Consider the following 16,513-nt stretch of genomic DNA (forward strand, 5'->3'; position numbering starts at 1 on the left):
TTGCTTTAGATTCATTGCTAAAGCTTGATGCAACAGTCTCGATATATGCATCGATTCCTTTTGTCCGATCGCGTTTGTGATTAGATGCTTGGATTGCGGGTCAAATAAAATATCGATATGTTGTAATATGTACAAATCATCTTTATCTCGTAATGCTTCTAATAGGATATCGTATACAAACATTGGATATTTTTGTTTTGGAATCTCAAGAAGTTTTTCACTTAATAGTTTGTTAATGTTTATTTTTTTACTATTTTCAAACTTGTCGACGATCGATTGAATTTGTTCATTATTAACAATGATATAAATTAACTTATGATACCAATTACTCATCTGTTTTACACTATTTTCCATGATTACACAACACCATTTCACTATAAATTCAAAAGCAATCTCCTTCTATATTAATAGTAATATAGTTATCTTCATAAAACAAATTATTATTAGACGAAATAAATGGGTATAACATTTTTTCGCATACCTTTGCTTGGTAGAGAATCATTTATTATTATTGAAGATTGATAGGATGCAATAATGATTGAAGTATATATGGAGGGATATGCTTCAATGAATCTAGTTTACGAATTGGGCGGGAATAAAACCAACCATGAGAAAGTTAAATATACTTTCCGGGTGATAAATGCTCAAAAAATGCGATAAGAACCTACTATATTAATACCTTTATCCAATTTTAAAATAAAAAGGCATCCAAAATGATGATTGGACTACCTTTCTATTATATTAACTATTTACTTGTCTCTTTTCGGATGACTGGAGCTACTTTTGTCGCAAGCAGTTCAATTCCTTTTACCACTTGTTCGAATGGTTGACCGCCAATATCCAACTGAAACATGACTCGTTTATGACCAAAAAGCTCATACTGCGTAAGAATCTTTTCGATAATAAATTCTGGACTGCCGACAAACAAAGCTGAATCCGCTGTTGTCATCTGCTCAAAATCATTCTCTGATATACGATTCAACATTCCACGTTGTTTATTCACGTACGTCCATAGTTCGAATAATATGGATAAAATTGTTCTTTTGCTTTTTCAGTCGTCTCTGCTATATATGTGTGTCCCGTCACCTCGACTTTTAATACTCCATCTGTATGGCCAGCTTCCTTTCCTGCATGCAGGTAAAGCGACTCGGGGGATCACCTAATATCGCTAGTGCAATTCATACACCAAATCTTCCCGCTCGAACGGCACTTTATGGAGTTCCACCTACTCCTATCCAAATCGTTAACTTTTCTTATACTGGACGAGGAGCGATTTCTACATTTCTTAGTGAAGGCCGAAAATCACCTGACCATGATACTCTTTCGTTTTCATTTAAGAGTAACAACAACTCCATATGTTCTTCAAACTATGCATCATAATCATTCGTATCATAACCAAAGAGGGGGAAGATTCGATAAATGCTCCTCTTCAAGTCATTATTTCTGCCCGACCATTTGAAACTAAATCCAATGATGCAAAATCATAAAAACAGTCGGACGGGATCAAGCGTGCTCACAACACTGGTCGTACTCGTTAACTTTATATTTTTCGTCGCTTGGGCAAGCGCTGCTAACATGACTGCTGGAGATGATGATGCATAATCTAATCGGTGATGTTCTCCAATTCCAAAAACATCTAAACCTACTTCATCCGCTAGTTTCGCAGCTTCGATTATTTCTTTTACTCGTTCATGTACGTAAATCATTTTTCCAGTCAGTGGATTTAGCCCAATATCTGCAAGTGTGTAAATGCCAATTTCCATGCTAGATCGATTCGACAAACTATATCTCCCTAACTATACTGCCAACTCGATTTTGTTACCTGAAGGGTCATAAGTAACCCAGTTACCATTCTCTTCTTTTACTTCCGCGCCAATATTTTTTAAGTTAGTTATTGTTTCTGCACGAACATCCTCATTATCAAAAACTAATGTATAAGATTTTAATCCAACACTTGTTTCTGAAGGAGCCGGTGCACCGACACCATTCCACGTATTCACTCCAACATGGTGATGATATTTTCCGTAAGATAAAAATAACGCTTGACTTCCAAAGCGATTAACGACATCCATTCCAAGACCTTTTACATAAAACTCTTCCGTATTTTCCAACTCTGAAACGTGTAAATGGATATGTCCCATCAACGTATTTTCAGGCATTTTACTCCATGATTTATCAGGTGTTGCATTTTTTAATAAATCTTCAAAATCTAACGGAATCGTCGCCATTTCCACTTCTTCTCCGCGCCAATTCCATTCAGAAGGATGACGATCACGATAAATTTCAATTTCATTTCCATCTGGATCTTTAAAATACAATGCTTCACTGACTAAATGGTCAGCAGATCCGAATTGAATATTGTTTTTGACAAAATGAATCACGATATTCGCCAAATGTGATCGGCTCGGTAAAAGGATGGCAAAATGATACAAGCCAGTCGTTCCTCTTTCTTTCGGTGTCACATCTTCAGGTTGTTCTAACGTCAAAAAATTTCTTTTCCCGTCAGTCGTTAATTTCACGATAGATCCAGTTCGTTCTAAAATATCAAATCCTAATATATCACGATAAAATTCGATAGACCGTTCTAAATTTTGTACTTTAATTTTAACATTACCGATAAAAGTCGTCGGTTTTTCATGGAATTTCATTAAGGTACCTCCTAATATTCACTCACTTCGAAAAGAGTTACGATATAACAGTCACAAAAAATTTCCACGCACTCTTTTTTAGTAAGTTACTTTATGTAACTAAGTGTATATTTTATATTTAATAATGTCAAGAAACTAAGTTATTATTTGTTAATTATTATGTTTTTTTGTGTTAAAATAAAGTGAAAGAGATGTATGACTATGGATTTGCCGACAATTTGCCCGAAGTTTGAAAAAGCTATTTCATTGTTAAGTCAAAGATGGACGGCGTTAATTATTTATCAATTATTATCAGGACCACAACGATTTAATGAAATACAATCTGCTATCGGTATAAGTGGAAAAGTGTTATCAGATCGACTAAAAGAATTAGAAAAAAAAAGAAATCATAAAACGCGAAGTTATTCCGGACACACCGGTTGTTATTAAATATTCTTTAACTGAAAAAGGTCGTGCAATGGAAACAATTTTAAAATCGATTGAAAATTGGTCACAAAAATGGGTTGAAATATAATTTTTCGCAACAATCAATTCCTTTTCGTTTTATTAGACCTGGCAAGTAGTAATAAATTATTACTACTTGCCTTTTAGTTTTTTTATTTAAGTTTTAAAAAATGATTGACGAATAACATTTCGAGTATTATAGTTATATATATCAGTATATAACCTAAAACAGAATAGCGAGCGATTAAAATGAAGAAAAAATTTGTGCAAGATAAACCAATCTATATACAAGTTCGTGAAAAAATTGAAGATATGATCCTTAGCGATCAATTGAAAGAAGGAGACCAAGCACCTTCTACTACACAACTTGTTGATTTTTACAAAATTAATCACGTAACTGTATTAAAAGGAGTTAATCAGTTAGTAGATGAAGGTATTCTTTTTAAGAAAAGGGGAATTGGTATGTTTGTTGCTGAAGGAGCGAAAGAAAAACTGATTCAAAAACGAAAACAATCTTTCATTGAAGATCATGTCGTGAACTTAGTTCATGAAGCAAATAAATTAGGAATAACAGAAGAAGAAATTATTAAATACATCAAAATCGTAAGAGGACGTGAGGCAAAATGAAGTTGAAAGCAGAAAATCTGCACTTACATTATGGGGGACATGTTGCATTGGATGATGTGAATTTTGAATTAAATGGAAATAACATCATCGGTTTACTTGGAAAAAATGGTGCTGGGAAAACATCGCTTTTATCTTTAATCGCCTCTTATCGTGAACCAACTTCAGGTTTGATTACAGTAGACGGCGAAGAACCTTTTGAAAATGCGAAAGTAATGCAACAAATTGCTTTTCTATATGATAAAGATTATAGTGACGAATCTGACAAAATCGGAGAAATGTTAGAAGGAATTGCACGTTATCGCCCAAATTTTGATAAGGAATATGCTGAATCTCTCATTAATTTATTTAAACTAGATCGAGAAAAACAAATAAAGAAATTTTCCAAAGGAATGAAGTCCGCACTCAATGTTGTCATTGGGTTAGCAAGCAGAGCGCCAATCACGTTACTCGATGAAGTATATTTAGGCATGGATGCGCATTTACGCGAAGCTTTTTATAAAGAACTATTAGAAGAACAACAAAGATTTCCACGTATGTTTATTTTATCTACACATCTCGTTTCCGAAATGGACTACTTATTTGATGAAGTAATAATTATCGATAAAGGTACCGTTTTATTGCATGAAGAAATTGATACTTTCTTAGCAAAAGGAGTAACCATTACGGGAGAAAGTGAACTTGTTGATCAATTTGTAGGCTCTAAACAACAATTAAATGTCCAAAAATTAGGAAACACAAAATCTGTCATGGTTTACGGAGGATTGACGGAAGACGAATATGAAAATGCAAGACGTTTACGGCTGGAAATTTCTCACGCTTCTTTACATGAGTTGTTCGTTCACCTAACAAAGGAGGATATGTAATATGAATGAAAATAAAATATATTTAAAAGTTGCTCAAGATATGTACTTATCCCAGTTTTTCTGGACGATTTCCTTTTTAGGAATCTTATTATTCATCAGTATCGTTAGATTATTATTAGGTTTACAAGGTGATAAAGCAGAAGGTTTTTTTAACTCTGTTTTTGTCGCAAGCAATATTTATATGTTTATCATCGGGATACTCGCAGTTTATTTTCTATCTTATTTTGTCGGAAACGGCGTGACAAGAAAAGATTATTTTCTCGGTGCAACAATTGCTTCTGTTGGATTATCCATCACGATCCCAATTATTACAATTATTGTTTATTTTATTGAAAAAATAATTTTTAATTTAATCGGCATTCAATATAAAGTTCAAACCATCAATGAAATTGAATTAGATGGAAATATTATTGGTGATACGATCCAAATGATGATTTTATCACCCTATGTCGATCCTAATGAAAATTGGCTTTTAGCAACGTTAGTTTTATGTAGTAACATTTTTATCACATATTTATTAGGTTGGTTTATTAGTTGTAGCTTTTACTCGTATGATGTGATCATCGGACTTATTGCGATTATTATGGTAATTTTTTTGAAAATGATAAAAGATACCTTATTACGAATTGCTATAGATTTACCTGCAATCGGGTGGTTTAATTCACTTGATGTGTTGCCAATTAGTGTTGCGATAGCTTGCATTTTATTTGTAATCTTAATCATCTTAGCTGTTATTCGCCATACAACGAAAAGAGTTTCAGTGAAGTTGTAAAAACTCATCATTGTTTGAAAATCCTTCAAATGAAGAGAAGGGAGTAAACAGATGACGAAAAACAAGAAAAAGAAAGGTCCTAAGTGGAATCTTTTCTTCTACCATGTTGTGATTTTTATCATAGTCCATTTTTTATTCGTCTTTCTCGTTGGTGTCATCCCACTTTCGGAATTAGGGAGTCATTCTTATCTCGACTATATTTTAGAACATTTTATAAATCACAGTGTAAATATTTATCAAAACGAAACGATCAATCATATGAGCAATATTTGGAAAACGATTTTAATCATTCATTTCATCGTAGAATTAATTGAAACGTTATTTCCGCCGAAGCAAAAAACGAAGACAACCGAAAAAGTGGAAAAGCGAAATTCTACTGTAATAAGCGATATGAAAAAAGACGTTGGCATAAAAACTAATATGAAACAGAGAGAAAGTGGAACTGTTCGTCGAGCTTGGGTATATTTAATCATCGCCGGTTTATTAGAAATTATTTGGGCAACTGCGTTAAAAATGGATATGCTCGGTGGACCACTTTTAATTGTGCTTATTATCAGCTTTGATCTTCTAATCAGATCAGTTAAGCAATTAGGTGTCGGAACGTCTTATGCAATATTTACCGGTATTGGTGTCGTCGGAATGGTAATTGTTGATTTTATCGTCTTTCAAGAAAGTTTAAGTATGGTAAAAATCGGATTAGTTATCCTTCTCGTCTTATTTATTATCGGATTAAGGTTTAGCTCTGAGCAGGAGGAAATCACATGAGTTGGATATATTTAATACTTGCCGGGCTCACAGAAATTGTCGGAGTAATCGGCATCAAAAAAGTATCTGAAAAAGGAAGTTTATTCGCATATTTACTCCTTATCGGCGGATTTATCATTAGCTTGAATTTGTTGCGCATGGCTCTAGAAACGATTCCTTTATCGGTCGCATATGCAGTATGGACCGGAATCGGTACAGTCGGTGCAACTGTCGTCGGAATTTTATTGTACAAAGAATCAAAAAGTCCCTTTCGACTATTTTGTATCGTAGGAATCATTGGCACAATAGTCGGATTACGGTTAGTTAGTTAATGGTCAATTTTTATAAGTGTCTTTAAGAAAGCAGGTAGAGAAAATTTTTTTCCTACTTGCTTTTTTCTATTTCTTAATAAAATTGTTTTTTTACTCACAATTAATTCCAACTTCTTTTGTTCTTAATGAACCTATTTTACCTGAATCCCCTGTTTCATACATATTCATATAAATTTTTTATTTCCTCATGATTATTCGTATAAAAAGGAATATCATAAACATTTACGATTGTTTATTTTTCTGTCTGGAAAGGCTTAACAATTTTATCAGGTATTGAAAGTAATTCAACGTATGAAAAAAAATAAATATAGATAAGTTGAGAAAAGCTTATCATGGTGAGTGAAACTCTCCAAATCATGTTTCATTTCTATTCCTTTGCCCTTCTCCATTCACAAGTAATGGAAAATATTCCGTCATGTAATTGCCCTTGAATGTTCCCATTCATTTTTTCCATTAAGCTCTTTGCAATCGATAGTCCTAATCCAGTACTTTTTCCGGAACGTGATTGATCCGCCATATAAAACCGATCGAAAATATGTTCAACATCTTTCTCTGTTAAAGTATTCGTATGATTTTCTACTTTCAGTTTGACTACATGATCTTTATCCTCGATCGACATTTTAATCTCCCCATCTGAATGGGTAAACGCATTAGCAAACAAATTTTCTAACACGCGTGTCAACGCAGACTTATCAGCAATAATATATACTGCTTCGTCTGGAATACGGGTGATTGGGGTAATCTCTTTTTCGTGAAATTGATCATAAAAACTCATTAACACTTCAATTGCGATATTTTTCAAATTGATTCGTTCCAATGTAACATGAAGTTCGTTCGACTTAATGATTGATAGTTCATAAAAATCATTTAATAAAGTTTCCAATCTTTTTGCTCGCTCGTACGCAATCGACAATAATTCTTTCCGTTCATCAGCTGGAATATCTTCTTTCTTAGCCATTTGGATATAGCCGACGATCGACGTCAACGGAGTTCTGAGATCGTGCGAAATATTAGCAATCGCTCGTTTATGCTCATCTTCAAAATTGACACGTTTCCTATTTTCGGCGATATGTAGATCAATTAATTTATTTATTTCCATTCCTAAGTTTTCCATATTTTTATCCATTAACGCCATGTCGATCTTCTTATTCGTTTCTCGTTGATTGTACTTTTTCAATTGGTGAACTATTTTTCTCATCTCTTTATGTAAAGCAAAAAGGCGAGTGATTAAAAATATCGTCACAATAATGAACATGATGATAAACAAATATAACAATATTTTTCACCCGCCTTCCTTCTATTTCACTTCTTTTTTATGAAACGTGACTATTCCAAATAACATGATCAGTATGAAAGACACAACTCCGATGATGATCGATTTGACAATTTCACCATCCGTCATCGTATATTTAAACGATTCGGTGAACTGATAGAAAAATGTATGTTCATAAATTGTTTTCACAAGTTCGTTCGTAACAAACTTTTCCACTAAAAACATCGCAATGGATAGGACTAACGTGAATAAAATCGTCCTGCCGCTATCTTCTGTCCATATCGCGAACAACAAGACGATCGCGGTAAAGCTTAAAAAATGAATTGTAAACAAACTGTATGATTTACCTAAATATATCAAACTTTCTGCCGATAATACATCGTTCGTGCCGACTAATTTTACGACGACAATCGCTGAAACTAACGGAAGGACGATCGTCGTAATCTGAGCTCCAACAGTGAAAACGCAATATTTCGCAATAAATATTTGTGATCTTTTGTTTCCGCTAATCATTTCGTTTTTTATCGCATTGTTTTGGGTAAATTCAGTCGCGATAAAAAACCCAGCTAACGTGCTGACGATAAAGTTGAAAAACAGTGGAACAGTGAAAAAAATCAAGGCATTCAATTCATTCAAATTCGTAAGTTCAAATGGAGTTCCAGTCATATACCACCATTCTGTAACAATCAAAGAATGAAGCAATGTACTTAATCCGAAGATAAATAACATTAAAACGATAAACGTCTTATTTCGACGTAATTTAAAAAGTTCCGCTTTCATTAGATTACTCATTTTCAACGCCTCCTATGAGCTTCGTAAAATAATTTTCAAGACTGTCGCCATTTTGAGATAAATGTTCGATAACAAGGCCGTGTTCTGTCAAAGTGCGAGACACTAAGTGTACATCATCGAGATAACTGTAAAGTTTGATCGTCCCGTCTGATAAAATCTCGAAATCATGTGCAGATAATTTCTCTTCTAAGACATTTACGCCTTTTGCAGGTTCATCGACTTTAATGCGCAAGTATTGACGACATTTATCATTCAATTCACCAGCAGATATTTCTTCCAACAATTGCCCTTGATGAATGATGCCGAACTTCGTAGCCAATTGATAAAGTTCACTTAAAATATGACTCGAAATTAACACAGTGAGTCCTTTTTCACGATTTAATTTCTTCAACAATTCTCTCATTTCAACGATCCCCATCGGGTCGAGTCCGTTCGTTGGCTCATCAAGAATGATGAATTCGGGATCACTCAATAATGCGATCGCTAATCCGAGGCGTTGTTTCATTCCTAATGAAAAGTTTTTCACTTTTTTCTTACCAGTACCTTCAAGTCCGACAAGTTTCAAAGCTTTTTCGATACACTCTCTTCCTGGAATTCCTCTTTGCAGCCGCTGGACTTCTAAATTTTCATAGGCGGTCATATTCGGAAAAAGAGCCGGGTTTTCAATGATCGCTCCCATTCTTTTATGCGCTGCAGTCATTTCTCTTCGATCATTATTTTCGAACAATTCGATCGATCCGTTTGTAGGAAATGCTAGCCCGGTGATTAAACGTAGCATCGTCGTTTTACCTGCCCCATTTTGACCGATCAATCCATAAATTTCTCCTCTTTTTATCGTCACATCAACATTTTTTAATGCATAATCATTTTTATATTTTTTTGTTAATGCGTTCGTCCGTAAAATATATTCTGTCATACTAATGCTCTCCTTTCATCGTATTACCATTAGTATGATTCTTAAAGTATAAGAAAGGCTTAAGAAAAACCTTAAGAAATCTTTAAGATTTCATCCGATACCCCATTCCCCAAATCGTTTCAATATACTCTTCATTCGGATTTGCTTGGGACAATTTATTTCGTAAGTTGCTTATATGAACGTTTACGGTGTTATCATCCCCATAAAACGGTTCGTTCCACACACTTTCAAATACATTCGCTTTCGAAAATATCTTTTTAGGAGAAGACATGAACAGTTTTAAAATGTGATATTCTCGAACGGTTAATGAAATTTTTTGTCCATTTACATAAACGGTTTTTTCTTCCAAATTTAATTGAATATCTTTATGGGTAAGCACTCGTTCTGTAGCTTCATTCGTATAGCGATATCTACGAAGCAGTGAATCGATACGTGCAGAAACTTCATCGATATCAAACGGTTTCGTAATAAAATCATCTGCGCCAGATCGTAACGTACTTACTTTCGTTTCTTTTTCATTTTTTGCAGAAATAATAATGACCGGCATGACTCCTTGTTCTCTAATTTTTTCAAGAACTGCTTCCCCATCCATCCCTGGAAGCATTAAATCAAGTAAAATTAAATCCCAATTTTGTTTTTCTAAATACATGATCGCTTCTGTACCAGAGTAGGCAGATTGCGGATAGTATCCGCTCTTTTTAATAATTTTGCATAACAATTGATTAATGTCTTCGTCGTCTTCTACAACTAAAATATCGATTTTATCAGGCATTTTTATTCCTCCATCCTTTCGTATATTCATCATCCGCTTTAAACGAAAACAGAAGGAAGTGTCATTGAAATTTCACCACGATCATCTTGAAGATACGTCTTCAATTTTCCTTCATATACTAAATCCAATAGTGTTAGTCCCTGAAAGTCATGTGGAGCGGTTAACGCAAGAGGTTTATCGAATTCAATAACTTGATTTTTCTTTAATATCGTCGCGACAAATTGTGAACAGAAGTAAGCATTTTTTCTTTGAATAGGTTTATTTACAAGAAACCCGAACAAACCAAAAATGATAACGATAAATTTCTTTACTTCTTTCCATTGCAAATATATAACGTTTCAACTTTTTTAATTGACGTTCCGTTACGGTAAGAGAATAAATGACACAATCAGCATTTTTAAATAACCCTCGTTTCATATCTTCTCTTACGAATCCTCCACTAGGGGCTTCTCGGGTAATCTCGTCTAATGACAGAAAATTGACCGAGCTAACCCTCTCGTTCCGAAAGTTATTATTCTTTATGCCAATAAGCGCAATCCCTCATTTTTGACATTGATTGCTGAATTGTGATCACGATCTAATACAAAGCCGCAAGAACATTTATATACACGTTCAGATAATGGGATTTCTTTTTCCTTGCCGCAACATGAACATTTCTTAGTAGAAGGAAACCACTTATCAATTTTCACAAGCTGCTTCCCTTGTTCTTTTAGCTTGTATTCTAAAAAATTCGTGAACATACCCCAGCCGTTATCATGAACGCTTTTTCCAAAATTGAGGGCTTGAGACATACCTTTCATGTCTAAATCCTCAATAATCACGGCGTCATAGTTTGTTGCTAATTCTTTTGACTTATGATGAAGAAAATTTCTGCGTTGATTCGCTGTCTTTTCATACAGATTAGCTACTTTTAGACGTTGCTTTTCCCATCGTGCAGAACCTTTCTTCCTTCGAGAAAGAATTCGTTGTGCTTTTGCTAATTTGTCTAAAGCTTGCCGATAGTAACGTGGATAATTGGCTTTCTCACCCCGTTCACTCTCAACATATAGACCATCCATAGCAAAATCTAAGCCAACAACTTTCCGAATTTCTACAGGCTGAATATCTTTCTCGTATTCTGTCAAAATAGAAATATAGTATTTGCCTGTCTTTGTTTTAGAAATAGTACAAGATTTGATTTTATGATCAGCAGGTATTTCTCTATGCTGTTTTATTTTTATTGGCTTTTTGATTTTTGGCAGTTTGATATGACCATTTTCTAGCTTAATATTGCTATTAACCATGTTGGTTGTGTAAGATTGTTTCTTTTTCTTGCTTTTGAATTTAGGAAACTCCGCACGACCTTCAAAAAAGTTCTTATAAGCATTTTGCAAATGGATCTGTGCGTTTGCTAAAGCTAAAGAATCCACTTCTTTTAGGAATGGAAATTCATCTTTATACTTTGCTGGTGTCGGGAACTTTTGTTCTTTAAGCTGTTCTTTGGCGTCTTTGAATTTCTCGTACGTTTCTTTACGTTCTTCCAGCATCTTATTATAGACAAAGCGAACACAACCAAATGTTTTCGCTAAAAACCCTTGCTGTTCCTTATTTGGATATAGGCGAAATTTGAAAGCTTTATTTAGCTTGGTCATATCAATTCACCTCATTTTAATAACGAACACTAGTTCCCTTTTTATTTATTGTACCATAAGTTTTGGCTATCGCCAACCGAAATTCATCGCCCACCTACTCATTTCATTCCTTGAGGATGGGAGACTTCTTTCGGAAAATACGTTAAATTCGTTCGCGTTAAATGTCTTAGTTCATCTAAAGTTCCAGTTTCAATGATTTTTCCTTGTCTAATAATCCCTACTCGATCACATAACTTTTCTACTTCCGATAAAATATGGCTAGATAGTAATATACTTTTTCCTTCGTTTTTCGCCTCGAGTACACATTGCTGAAAAATATTTTCCATCAATGGATCAAGACCTGAAGTCGGCTCGTCAAAAATGAAAAGTTCAGCATCTGACGCAAATGCTGCGATTAACGCTACTTTTTGCCGATTCCCTTTCGAATATGTGCGACATTTTTTCGTCGGATCAAAATCAAACATTTCGATATACTTATTCCGTTTTTCTCTATTTGTACTACCGTTCATTTTCATAAACAAATCGATCACTTCACCACCAGTCAAATTCGGTCAAAGATTCACATCTCCTGGTACATATGCTATTCGTCGGTGAATTTCTACCGCATCTTTCCAAACGTCTTTTTCGAATATTTCCGCTTTCCCTTTCGTTGCTTTTAAAATACCGAGTAAAATTCGGATCGTCGTCGATTTCCCCGCACCGTTCGGACCGATAAATCCGTATACTTCCCCTTCTTCAACTTCCATATTGACGCCGTCTAAAGCAGTAAACGAACCGAATTTTTTCGTTAAATTTACCGTTCTTAATATATTCATATGTCATTCTCCTCGTAAAGTTTTGAAATATTTTTATTCTTACAGTTCATAATATACATAAATTACGCCAATTGCAATAAGTTTTGAAAGATTTTTATTGTTTTGTTACAAAATTTTTATTAAACTGGATGATGAGGTGTAGATTATGGACGGATTCGAAAAGCGTAGAGAACAGAAGAAAAAAGATATTTTAAAAGCTGCCTTATCTCTGTTTCAAGAATATGGCGTACAAAAAGTGACGATTGCCGAGATAGCTAAAAAAGCGCACGTATCTCAAGTGACGATATATAATTACTTTGAGAGTAAAGACAATTTAGTCTACCATGTTTTTAAATATTACGTCGATAACATTTGGGAAGAACAAAAAGAAATGTTAGAAAGTGATATACCTTTCAATAAAAAAATCGAAAAAATAATTTTTGAAAAAGGGTTTGAAGCGAATCAAATAAGTGAACGATTTTTTCAAGATTTTATGGAAGAATATGCGAGTGGTCAAAGTTATGTCGAACAATTATACGTCAATGAAGCGTTACCACTTTACATGAAGTTTTTTAATGAAGGGCGAGAAAAAGGATTTATCGATCCTTCCATATCGGATGAAGCAATTTTATTTTACCTACAAATGTTTCGCGAATATATGCAACGAAAAGATGTAGCGAAACAAATTCTCCCTATAGCGGACGACTTAACGAAATTGTTTTTTTATGGCATTGCAGGCAAAAGAGAAATCGAGTAGGAGGAGGTGATTAACCTCCATCCTCTCACACCACAAGTACAGTTCGCATATACGGCGGTTCAATTAAGATGGATAACGCAATATTTCCTTCCGTGAATAGCTTGTCTTCTTATGCCAGTAGTCACTCCACCCTCCAAGAAGGCTTCCACGGAATTCACCGTTTCTTTCCTCAAGTGAGGTACTACGTTTTCTGTGTTCATCATGGCTGACTGAATAGAAAGAGCTATTCTCTCTTAATTGTTCGGTCCTTCCAAATCGTTCTAGACCGGTTTGTACTATGACCTCTGCTGACTTCTGATGGTTCAGCTACTCCTCATGAAGTAGGTTGTGAGAGTACTTCACGTATCCATCAGACATCCCTAGGTAAGGAGGTAATCTTTCCTTCCATCTATCCGCTTCATTTACTCTGTATCACCTTCGGCAGAAAGGACTTTGTTGTCAAAGCAAACTCATCCAATGATACCTAGCCTTGTATGAAGTTCGTGTTCCTCGAGGTTTCGCGCCCGTTTCCTTCAGATTCCGCGTCGCCACGTATGAGTAAAATGTTTACGGGGGATTCTTTAAAAAGTTCGCACAATTGCCCTAAATAAAAGAAGAGGACTCTCATATCAATAATATCCCGACTATTAAAGAAATGGTACAAAATTTGTTTCAAGAGCTTCAAATTGTATATCAACAATTTTCATTTCACTTTTAGATGAATTGGATGAGTGGCTGATGAATAACCATGATTATAAACGATTTAAAAATAGGGAAAAGCAGAAGTGTACAATTGCCACGATGTTTGGTGAGGTTACAATTAACAGAAGTAAATACTTTGATAGGGAAGCTGGTCACCGTGTCGCAACCAATCAACCAGCGAAACTGATAACCAAAAAAAGCCGAAAAAGTTTCCTTCCTTTAAGAAGTTGCTCACATAGAAGACAAGGGAGTCGATAGGCGCCATTCAAGGACATTTACCAGCATTGACCAGAGATGAACAGCGAAAGCCTTATACAAGAACGTTGCGAGGATTGGTAGGCTTTTAAATGGTATGATGTGTTTTTTGAATGAAGTGGAGAGTAGTCCCATGCATCATCGTTTGAACTTTACATGGAGAAGGGAGCATGATATCCTGGCGAACTTAGCCAAGCCTTTCTATACTTGGCTCCTTGGCTGACTACTCGTGCTCCCAGAGGCTCCATGTCAACTTACAACAATTCGAGGGAAAGGGGATTCCATTATTTAAAAGGGGAGATTATCAATTGGATCTTTCGTTGAAAGGAACTAGGAATTTCAATCAATTTGTTGAACTACACTACGATGTCAAAAATTAATGGAACACTCTTCAACTAAAGGGCGCAGTTGTTGAATAAACAGCGTGCCGTTAAAGGGCCGTATAGTGATAGAAATGCTTTACTGGTGGAATGAGTAAATAAAGAAAGGAGTGTCTGATATGACTATGACTCTTATTATAATTGCATCTATGTTTATATGGATTTATGCAATTAATGAGCTAATCAAGCCTTCAAAGAAACAGAATAATCGTAAAACCATTACTTTAATTTCTTTTGGCTCGTTATCAACATTGATTATTACTGTTTCACTTTTTCAGAGTCTTCCATTTTTCAATTAACGGGTCAGATTGTGGCATAGCAAATACTAGTTAAAAAATAACCGAATCGAATAATCACTCCTCGGTTATTCTTGTTATTCTTACTTCACATAAGCACCCTTAACCCCAGACTTCTTTGCTTTTTCCAACTGCTTATCAGCATTCTTTTTAACACTATACGCACCAATCTGTACACGATATAGTTTCTTTCCACCTGTTGATGGCTTTGATGTTGACGTACACCCATTTCACCGTGTAGACAAAATAGATGTTCCGTCCTAAACCCTTGTTGCATCAAAGCTTACTTTCTAGACAACAATGCTACCAACTCGACATGCGTTGATTGATAATTGCAGACTATTTCAACACTAACTGCGATACACACTCAACAGGGTTTGAATGGTAATCGCAGACTTTAAAAGATGTAGTTGTGTTTACCTTACAATACCAAGAGAACTTAATAAACATGAATGGCCTTTTGCTTATTATAAATAAACTTATTAATATTAAAAAGACAGATTTCGTTTAAAACAAATCTAGATTGATTGATAAATGGAAATGTGATCTTCGTAAAAAAAGTTCAGCCCCAATGCGTTAAATTATAGAATAATAAGGGCTGAACCTTATTTTATTTAAAAAGCTATTATATTTTATCAATATTTGCTGAACCTTCTTCTTCATCTTGGAACATATCTAGAGTTTTTTCTATGATAATAAACAAAAATATAATACTAACAGAAATTAACACCGCACCAATAAATGTTGTATTGAATCTATCAAAATATATATCAAAAAGATTAATATAACCAATAAAAATAAGTAAGTATATAATCCATTCTTTAAGATTTATTGGGCCAATATCTGACAACTTTTTTATTTTCTTTCTCCTGATTGCGGTAATTAACAGTTCACTTAATACAAGAACAATAATGTTCATTACAGTAAAACCAAAAAAGAACCAGAAATTAGACCAAAAATCTATATAAAAGTAAAATTCAACTATTGGTAATTTGGAGAGTAAGTATATCACCCCGAAATTAAGAAATATAGGTACTGATACCATTATAATAAATACTACAATCGCTAGAATTATAGAAACAGTCATACCAAAAACTTCAGCACTTCTATCCTTAGTCCTATTTGACATTACGCCCAACCCCTTTAGTCCTAACTTTCTAAATCACCGTTGAATTAATACGATTCTATGATAACATAATATTGTAAATATTATAATATATTTTGGGAGGAGAAAGAGAATGAAAAAGAAAATTATTAGTTCTGTTGCAGCAACCTTAGCTACTACTATGCTAGTAAGTGCGGTAGGTGTGACTGATAAACTAAATGGTACAGTTTCCGCTAAATAAAAAGAAACATTTTTATTCAAATTAACCTTCTCTCACTGTTATGATATTAGTATTATTTTATTGTCGCAGTGATAGAGGTATAAAAGGTGGAGAACTGGAAAATGTACATGGAAATTCATCAGTTATTAAAACAAGGGTTTACTAAAGTTCAGGTGGCTCAAAAGTTAGATATTTCAAGGAGTACAGTCTA

Annotated in this window: 15 protein-coding genes and 6 pseudogenes; 9 read left to right on the plus strand and 12 right to left on the minus strand. The window is 34.4% G+C overall.

The window, feature by feature from the left end:
* The 3 genes and pseudogenes from HNQ35_RS13635 to HNQ35_RS13645 form a co-directional block, all read right to left on the minus strand.
* Window positions 1–354 (minus strand): annotated as a pseudogene (locus HNQ35_RS13635) (hypothetical protein); the annotation flags it as partial.
* A gap of 391 nt (window positions 355–745) precedes the next feature.
* Window positions 746–1,763: pseudogene (locus tag HNQ35_RS13640) on the minus strand (LLM class flavin-dependent oxidoreductase).
* 33 nt (window positions 1,764–1,796) lie between these two features.
* Window positions 1,797–2,648, minus strand: coding sequence for a VOC family protein (locus HNQ35_RS13645; protein WP_146938785.1), 852 nt, complete (start codon window positions 2,646–2,648; stop codon window positions 1,797–1,799).
* 201 nt (window positions 2,649–2,849) lie between these two features.
* On the opposite strand from HNQ35_RS13645, the pseudogene HNQ35_RS13650 reads away from it, so the two are divergent.
* The 6 genes and pseudogenes from HNQ35_RS13650 (at window position 2,850) to HNQ35_RS13675 (ending at window position 6,430) form a co-directional block, all read left to right on the plus strand.
* Window positions 2,850–3,162: pseudogene (locus tag HNQ35_RS13650) on the plus strand (winged helix-turn-helix transcriptional regulator).
* Window positions 3,163–3,341: 179 nt separating this feature from the next.
* Complete coding sequence (locus tag HNQ35_RS13655) at window positions 3,342–3,719, plus strand: GntR family transcriptional regulator (protein ID WP_146938786.1); 378 nt, start codon at window positions 3,342–3,344, stop codon at window positions 3,717–3,719.
* Entirely contained in the window at window positions 3,716–4,582 is an 867-nt protein-coding gene (locus HNQ35_RS13660) for an ATP-binding cassette domain-containing protein (RefSeq protein WP_146938787.1), read from the plus strand. Before HNQ35_RS13655 ends, HNQ35_RS13660 begins: the two co-directional genes overlap by 4 nt.
* A 1-nt stretch (window position 4,583) precedes the next feature.
* Complete coding sequence (locus tag HNQ35_RS13665) at window positions 4,584–5,354, plus strand: hypothetical protein (protein ID WP_146938788.1); 771 nt, start codon at window positions 4,584–4,586, stop codon at window positions 5,352–5,354.
* A gap of 51 nt (window positions 5,355–5,405) precedes the next feature.
* Window positions 5,406–6,119, plus strand: a complete 714-nt coding sequence (locus HNQ35_RS14350) for a DMT family transporter (protein WP_246118123.1) — start codon at window positions 5,406–5,408, stop codon at window positions 6,117–6,119.
* Complete coding sequence (locus tag HNQ35_RS13675) at window positions 6,116–6,430, plus strand: DMT family transporter (RefSeq protein WP_146938789.1); 315 nt, start codon at window positions 6,116–6,118, stop codon at window positions 6,428–6,430. The genes HNQ35_RS14350 and HNQ35_RS13675 overlap by 4 nt, the downstream gene beginning before the upstream one ends.
* Before the next feature lie 367 nt (window positions 6,431–6,797).
* On the opposite strand, the gene HNQ35_RS13680 is transcribed toward HNQ35_RS13675, so the two are convergent.
* From HNQ35_RS13680 to HNQ35_RS13710, 7 genes and pseudogenes are all read right to left on the minus strand, one after another.
* The gene (locus tag HNQ35_RS13680) at window positions 6,798–7,706 is read right to left on the minus strand and encodes a sensor histidine kinase (RefSeq protein WP_146938790.1); all 909 of its coding nucleotides are present in this window, start codon (window positions 7,704–7,706) and stop codon (window positions 6,798–6,800) included.
* 21 nt (window positions 7,707–7,727) lie between these two features.
* On the minus strand, window positions 7,728–8,495 hold the full coding sequence (locus HNQ35_RS13685) for an ABC transporter permease (protein ID WP_146938791.1): 768 nt from the start codon (window positions 8,493–8,495) through the stop codon (window positions 7,728–7,730).
* Complete coding sequence (locus tag HNQ35_RS13690; protein WP_015009215.1) at window positions 8,488–9,411, minus strand: ABC transporter ATP-binding protein; 924 nt, start codon at window positions 9,409–9,411, stop codon at window positions 8,488–8,490. The genes HNQ35_RS13685 and HNQ35_RS13690 overlap by 8 nt, the downstream gene beginning before the upstream one ends.
* A gap of 82 nt (window positions 9,412–9,493) precedes the next feature.
* Window positions 9,494–10,183 (minus strand): response regulator transcription factor, encoded by a 690-nt coding sequence (locus tag HNQ35_RS13695; RefSeq protein WP_146938792.1) that lies wholly within the window; start codon window positions 10,181–10,183, stop codon window positions 9,494–9,496.
* Window positions 10,184–10,221: 38 nt separating this feature from the next.
* A complete protein-coding gene (locus HNQ35_RS13700; protein WP_146938793.1) occupies window positions 10,222–10,509 on the minus strand; it encodes a hypothetical protein in 288 nt (95 codons plus the stop codon).
* A 192-nt stretch (window positions 10,510–10,701) separates the two neighbouring features.
* The gene (locus HNQ35_RS13705) at window positions 10,702–11,814 is read right to left on the minus strand and encodes an RNA-guided endonuclease InsQ/TnpB family protein (RefSeq protein ID WP_146938794.1); all 1,113 of its coding nucleotides are present in this window, start codon (window positions 11,812–11,814) and stop codon (window positions 10,702–10,704) included.
* 125 nt (window positions 11,815–11,939) lie between these two features.
* Window positions 11,940–12,629 (minus strand): annotated as a pseudogene (locus HNQ35_RS13710) (ABC transporter ATP-binding protein); the annotation flags it as partial.
* 145 nt (window positions 12,630–12,774) lie between these two features.
* Here HNQ35_RS13710 and HNQ35_RS13715 point away from each other — a divergent pair.
* On the plus strand, window positions 12,775–13,365 hold the full coding sequence (locus HNQ35_RS13715) for a TetR/AcrR family transcriptional regulator (protein ID WP_146938795.1): 591 nt from the start codon (window positions 12,775–12,777) through the stop codon (window positions 13,363–13,365).
* 663 nt (window positions 13,366–14,028) lie between these two features.
* Window positions 14,029–14,304: pseudogene (locus HNQ35_RS14550) on the plus strand (UPF0236 family transposase-like protein); the annotation flags it as partial.
* Window positions 14,305–15,060: 756 nt separating this feature from the next.
* Here the strand turns inward: HNQ35_RS14550 and HNQ35_RS13725 are convergent.
* Window positions 15,061–15,168, minus strand: a pseudogene (locus tag HNQ35_RS13725) (SPOR domain-containing protein); the annotation flags it as partial.
* A gap of 434 nt (window positions 15,169–15,602) precedes the next feature.
* Window positions 15,603–16,106, minus strand: coding sequence for a hypothetical protein (locus HNQ35_RS13730; RefSeq protein WP_146938797.1), 504 nt, complete (start codon window positions 16,104–16,106; stop codon window positions 15,603–15,605).
* 324 nt (window positions 16,107–16,430) lie between these two features.
* Between HNQ35_RS13730 and HNQ35_RS13735 the strand changes: the two genes are divergently transcribed.
* Window positions 16,431–16,513: helix-turn-helix domain-containing protein (locus HNQ35_RS13735; protein ID WP_260173545.1), on the plus strand; the 83-nt coding region annotated here is incomplete at its 3' end.

The organism is Cerasibacillus quisquiliarum, assembly GCF_014202495.1.
Taxonomy (GTDB): Bacteria; Bacillota; Bacilli; order Bacillales; family Amphibacillaceae; genus Cerasibacillus; species Cerasibacillus quisquiliarum.

Excerpts from the sequence above, each read along its gene's own strand:
- HNQ35_RS13730 (WP_146938797.1), bottom strand. The coding sequence starts at position 16,106 with ATGTCAAATAGGACTAAGGATAGAAGTGCTGAAGTTTTTGGTATGACT.
- HNQ35_RS13655 (WP_146938786.1), top strand. The coding sequence starts at position 3,342 with ATGAAGAAAAAATTTGTGCAAGATAAACCAATCTATATACAAGTTCGT.
- HNQ35_RS13685 (WP_146938791.1), bottom strand. The coding sequence starts at position 8,495 with ATGAGTAATCTAATGAAAGCGGAACTTTTTAAATTACGTCGAAATAAG.
- HNQ35_RS13675 (WP_146938789.1), top strand. The coding sequence starts at position 6,116 with ATGAGTTGGATATATTTAATACTTGCCGGGCTCACAGAAATTGTCGGA.
- HNQ35_RS13695 (WP_146938792.1), bottom strand. The coding sequence starts at position 10,183 with ATGCCTGATAAAATCGATATTTTAGTTGTAGAAGACGACGAAGACATT.
- HNQ35_RS13690 (WP_015009215.1), bottom strand. The coding sequence starts at position 9,411 with ATGACAGAATATATTTTACGGACGAACGCATTAACAAAAAAATATAAA.
- HNQ35_RS13665 (WP_146938788.1), top strand. The coding sequence starts at position 4,584 with ATGAATGAAAATAAAATATATTTAAAAGTTGCTCAAGATATGTACTTA.
- HNQ35_RS13645 (WP_146938785.1), bottom strand. The coding sequence starts at position 2,648 with ATGAAATTCCATGAAAAACCGACGACTTTTATCGGTAATGTTAAAATT.
- HNQ35_RS13705 (WP_146938794.1), bottom strand. The coding sequence starts at position 11,814 with ATGACCAAGCTAAATAAAGCTTTCAAATTTCGCCTATATCCAAATAAG.
- HNQ35_RS13660 (WP_146938787.1), top strand. The coding sequence starts at position 3,716 with ATGAAGTTGAAAGCAGAAAATCTGCACTTACATTATGGGGGACATGTT.
- HNQ35_RS14350 (WP_246118123.1), top strand. The coding sequence starts at position 5,406 with ATGACGAAAAACAAGAAAAAGAAAGGTCCTAAGTGGAATCTTTTCTTC.
- HNQ35_RS13715 (WP_146938795.1), top strand. The coding sequence starts at position 12,775 with ATGGACGGATTCGAAAAGCGTAGAGAACAGAAGAAAAAAGATATTTTA.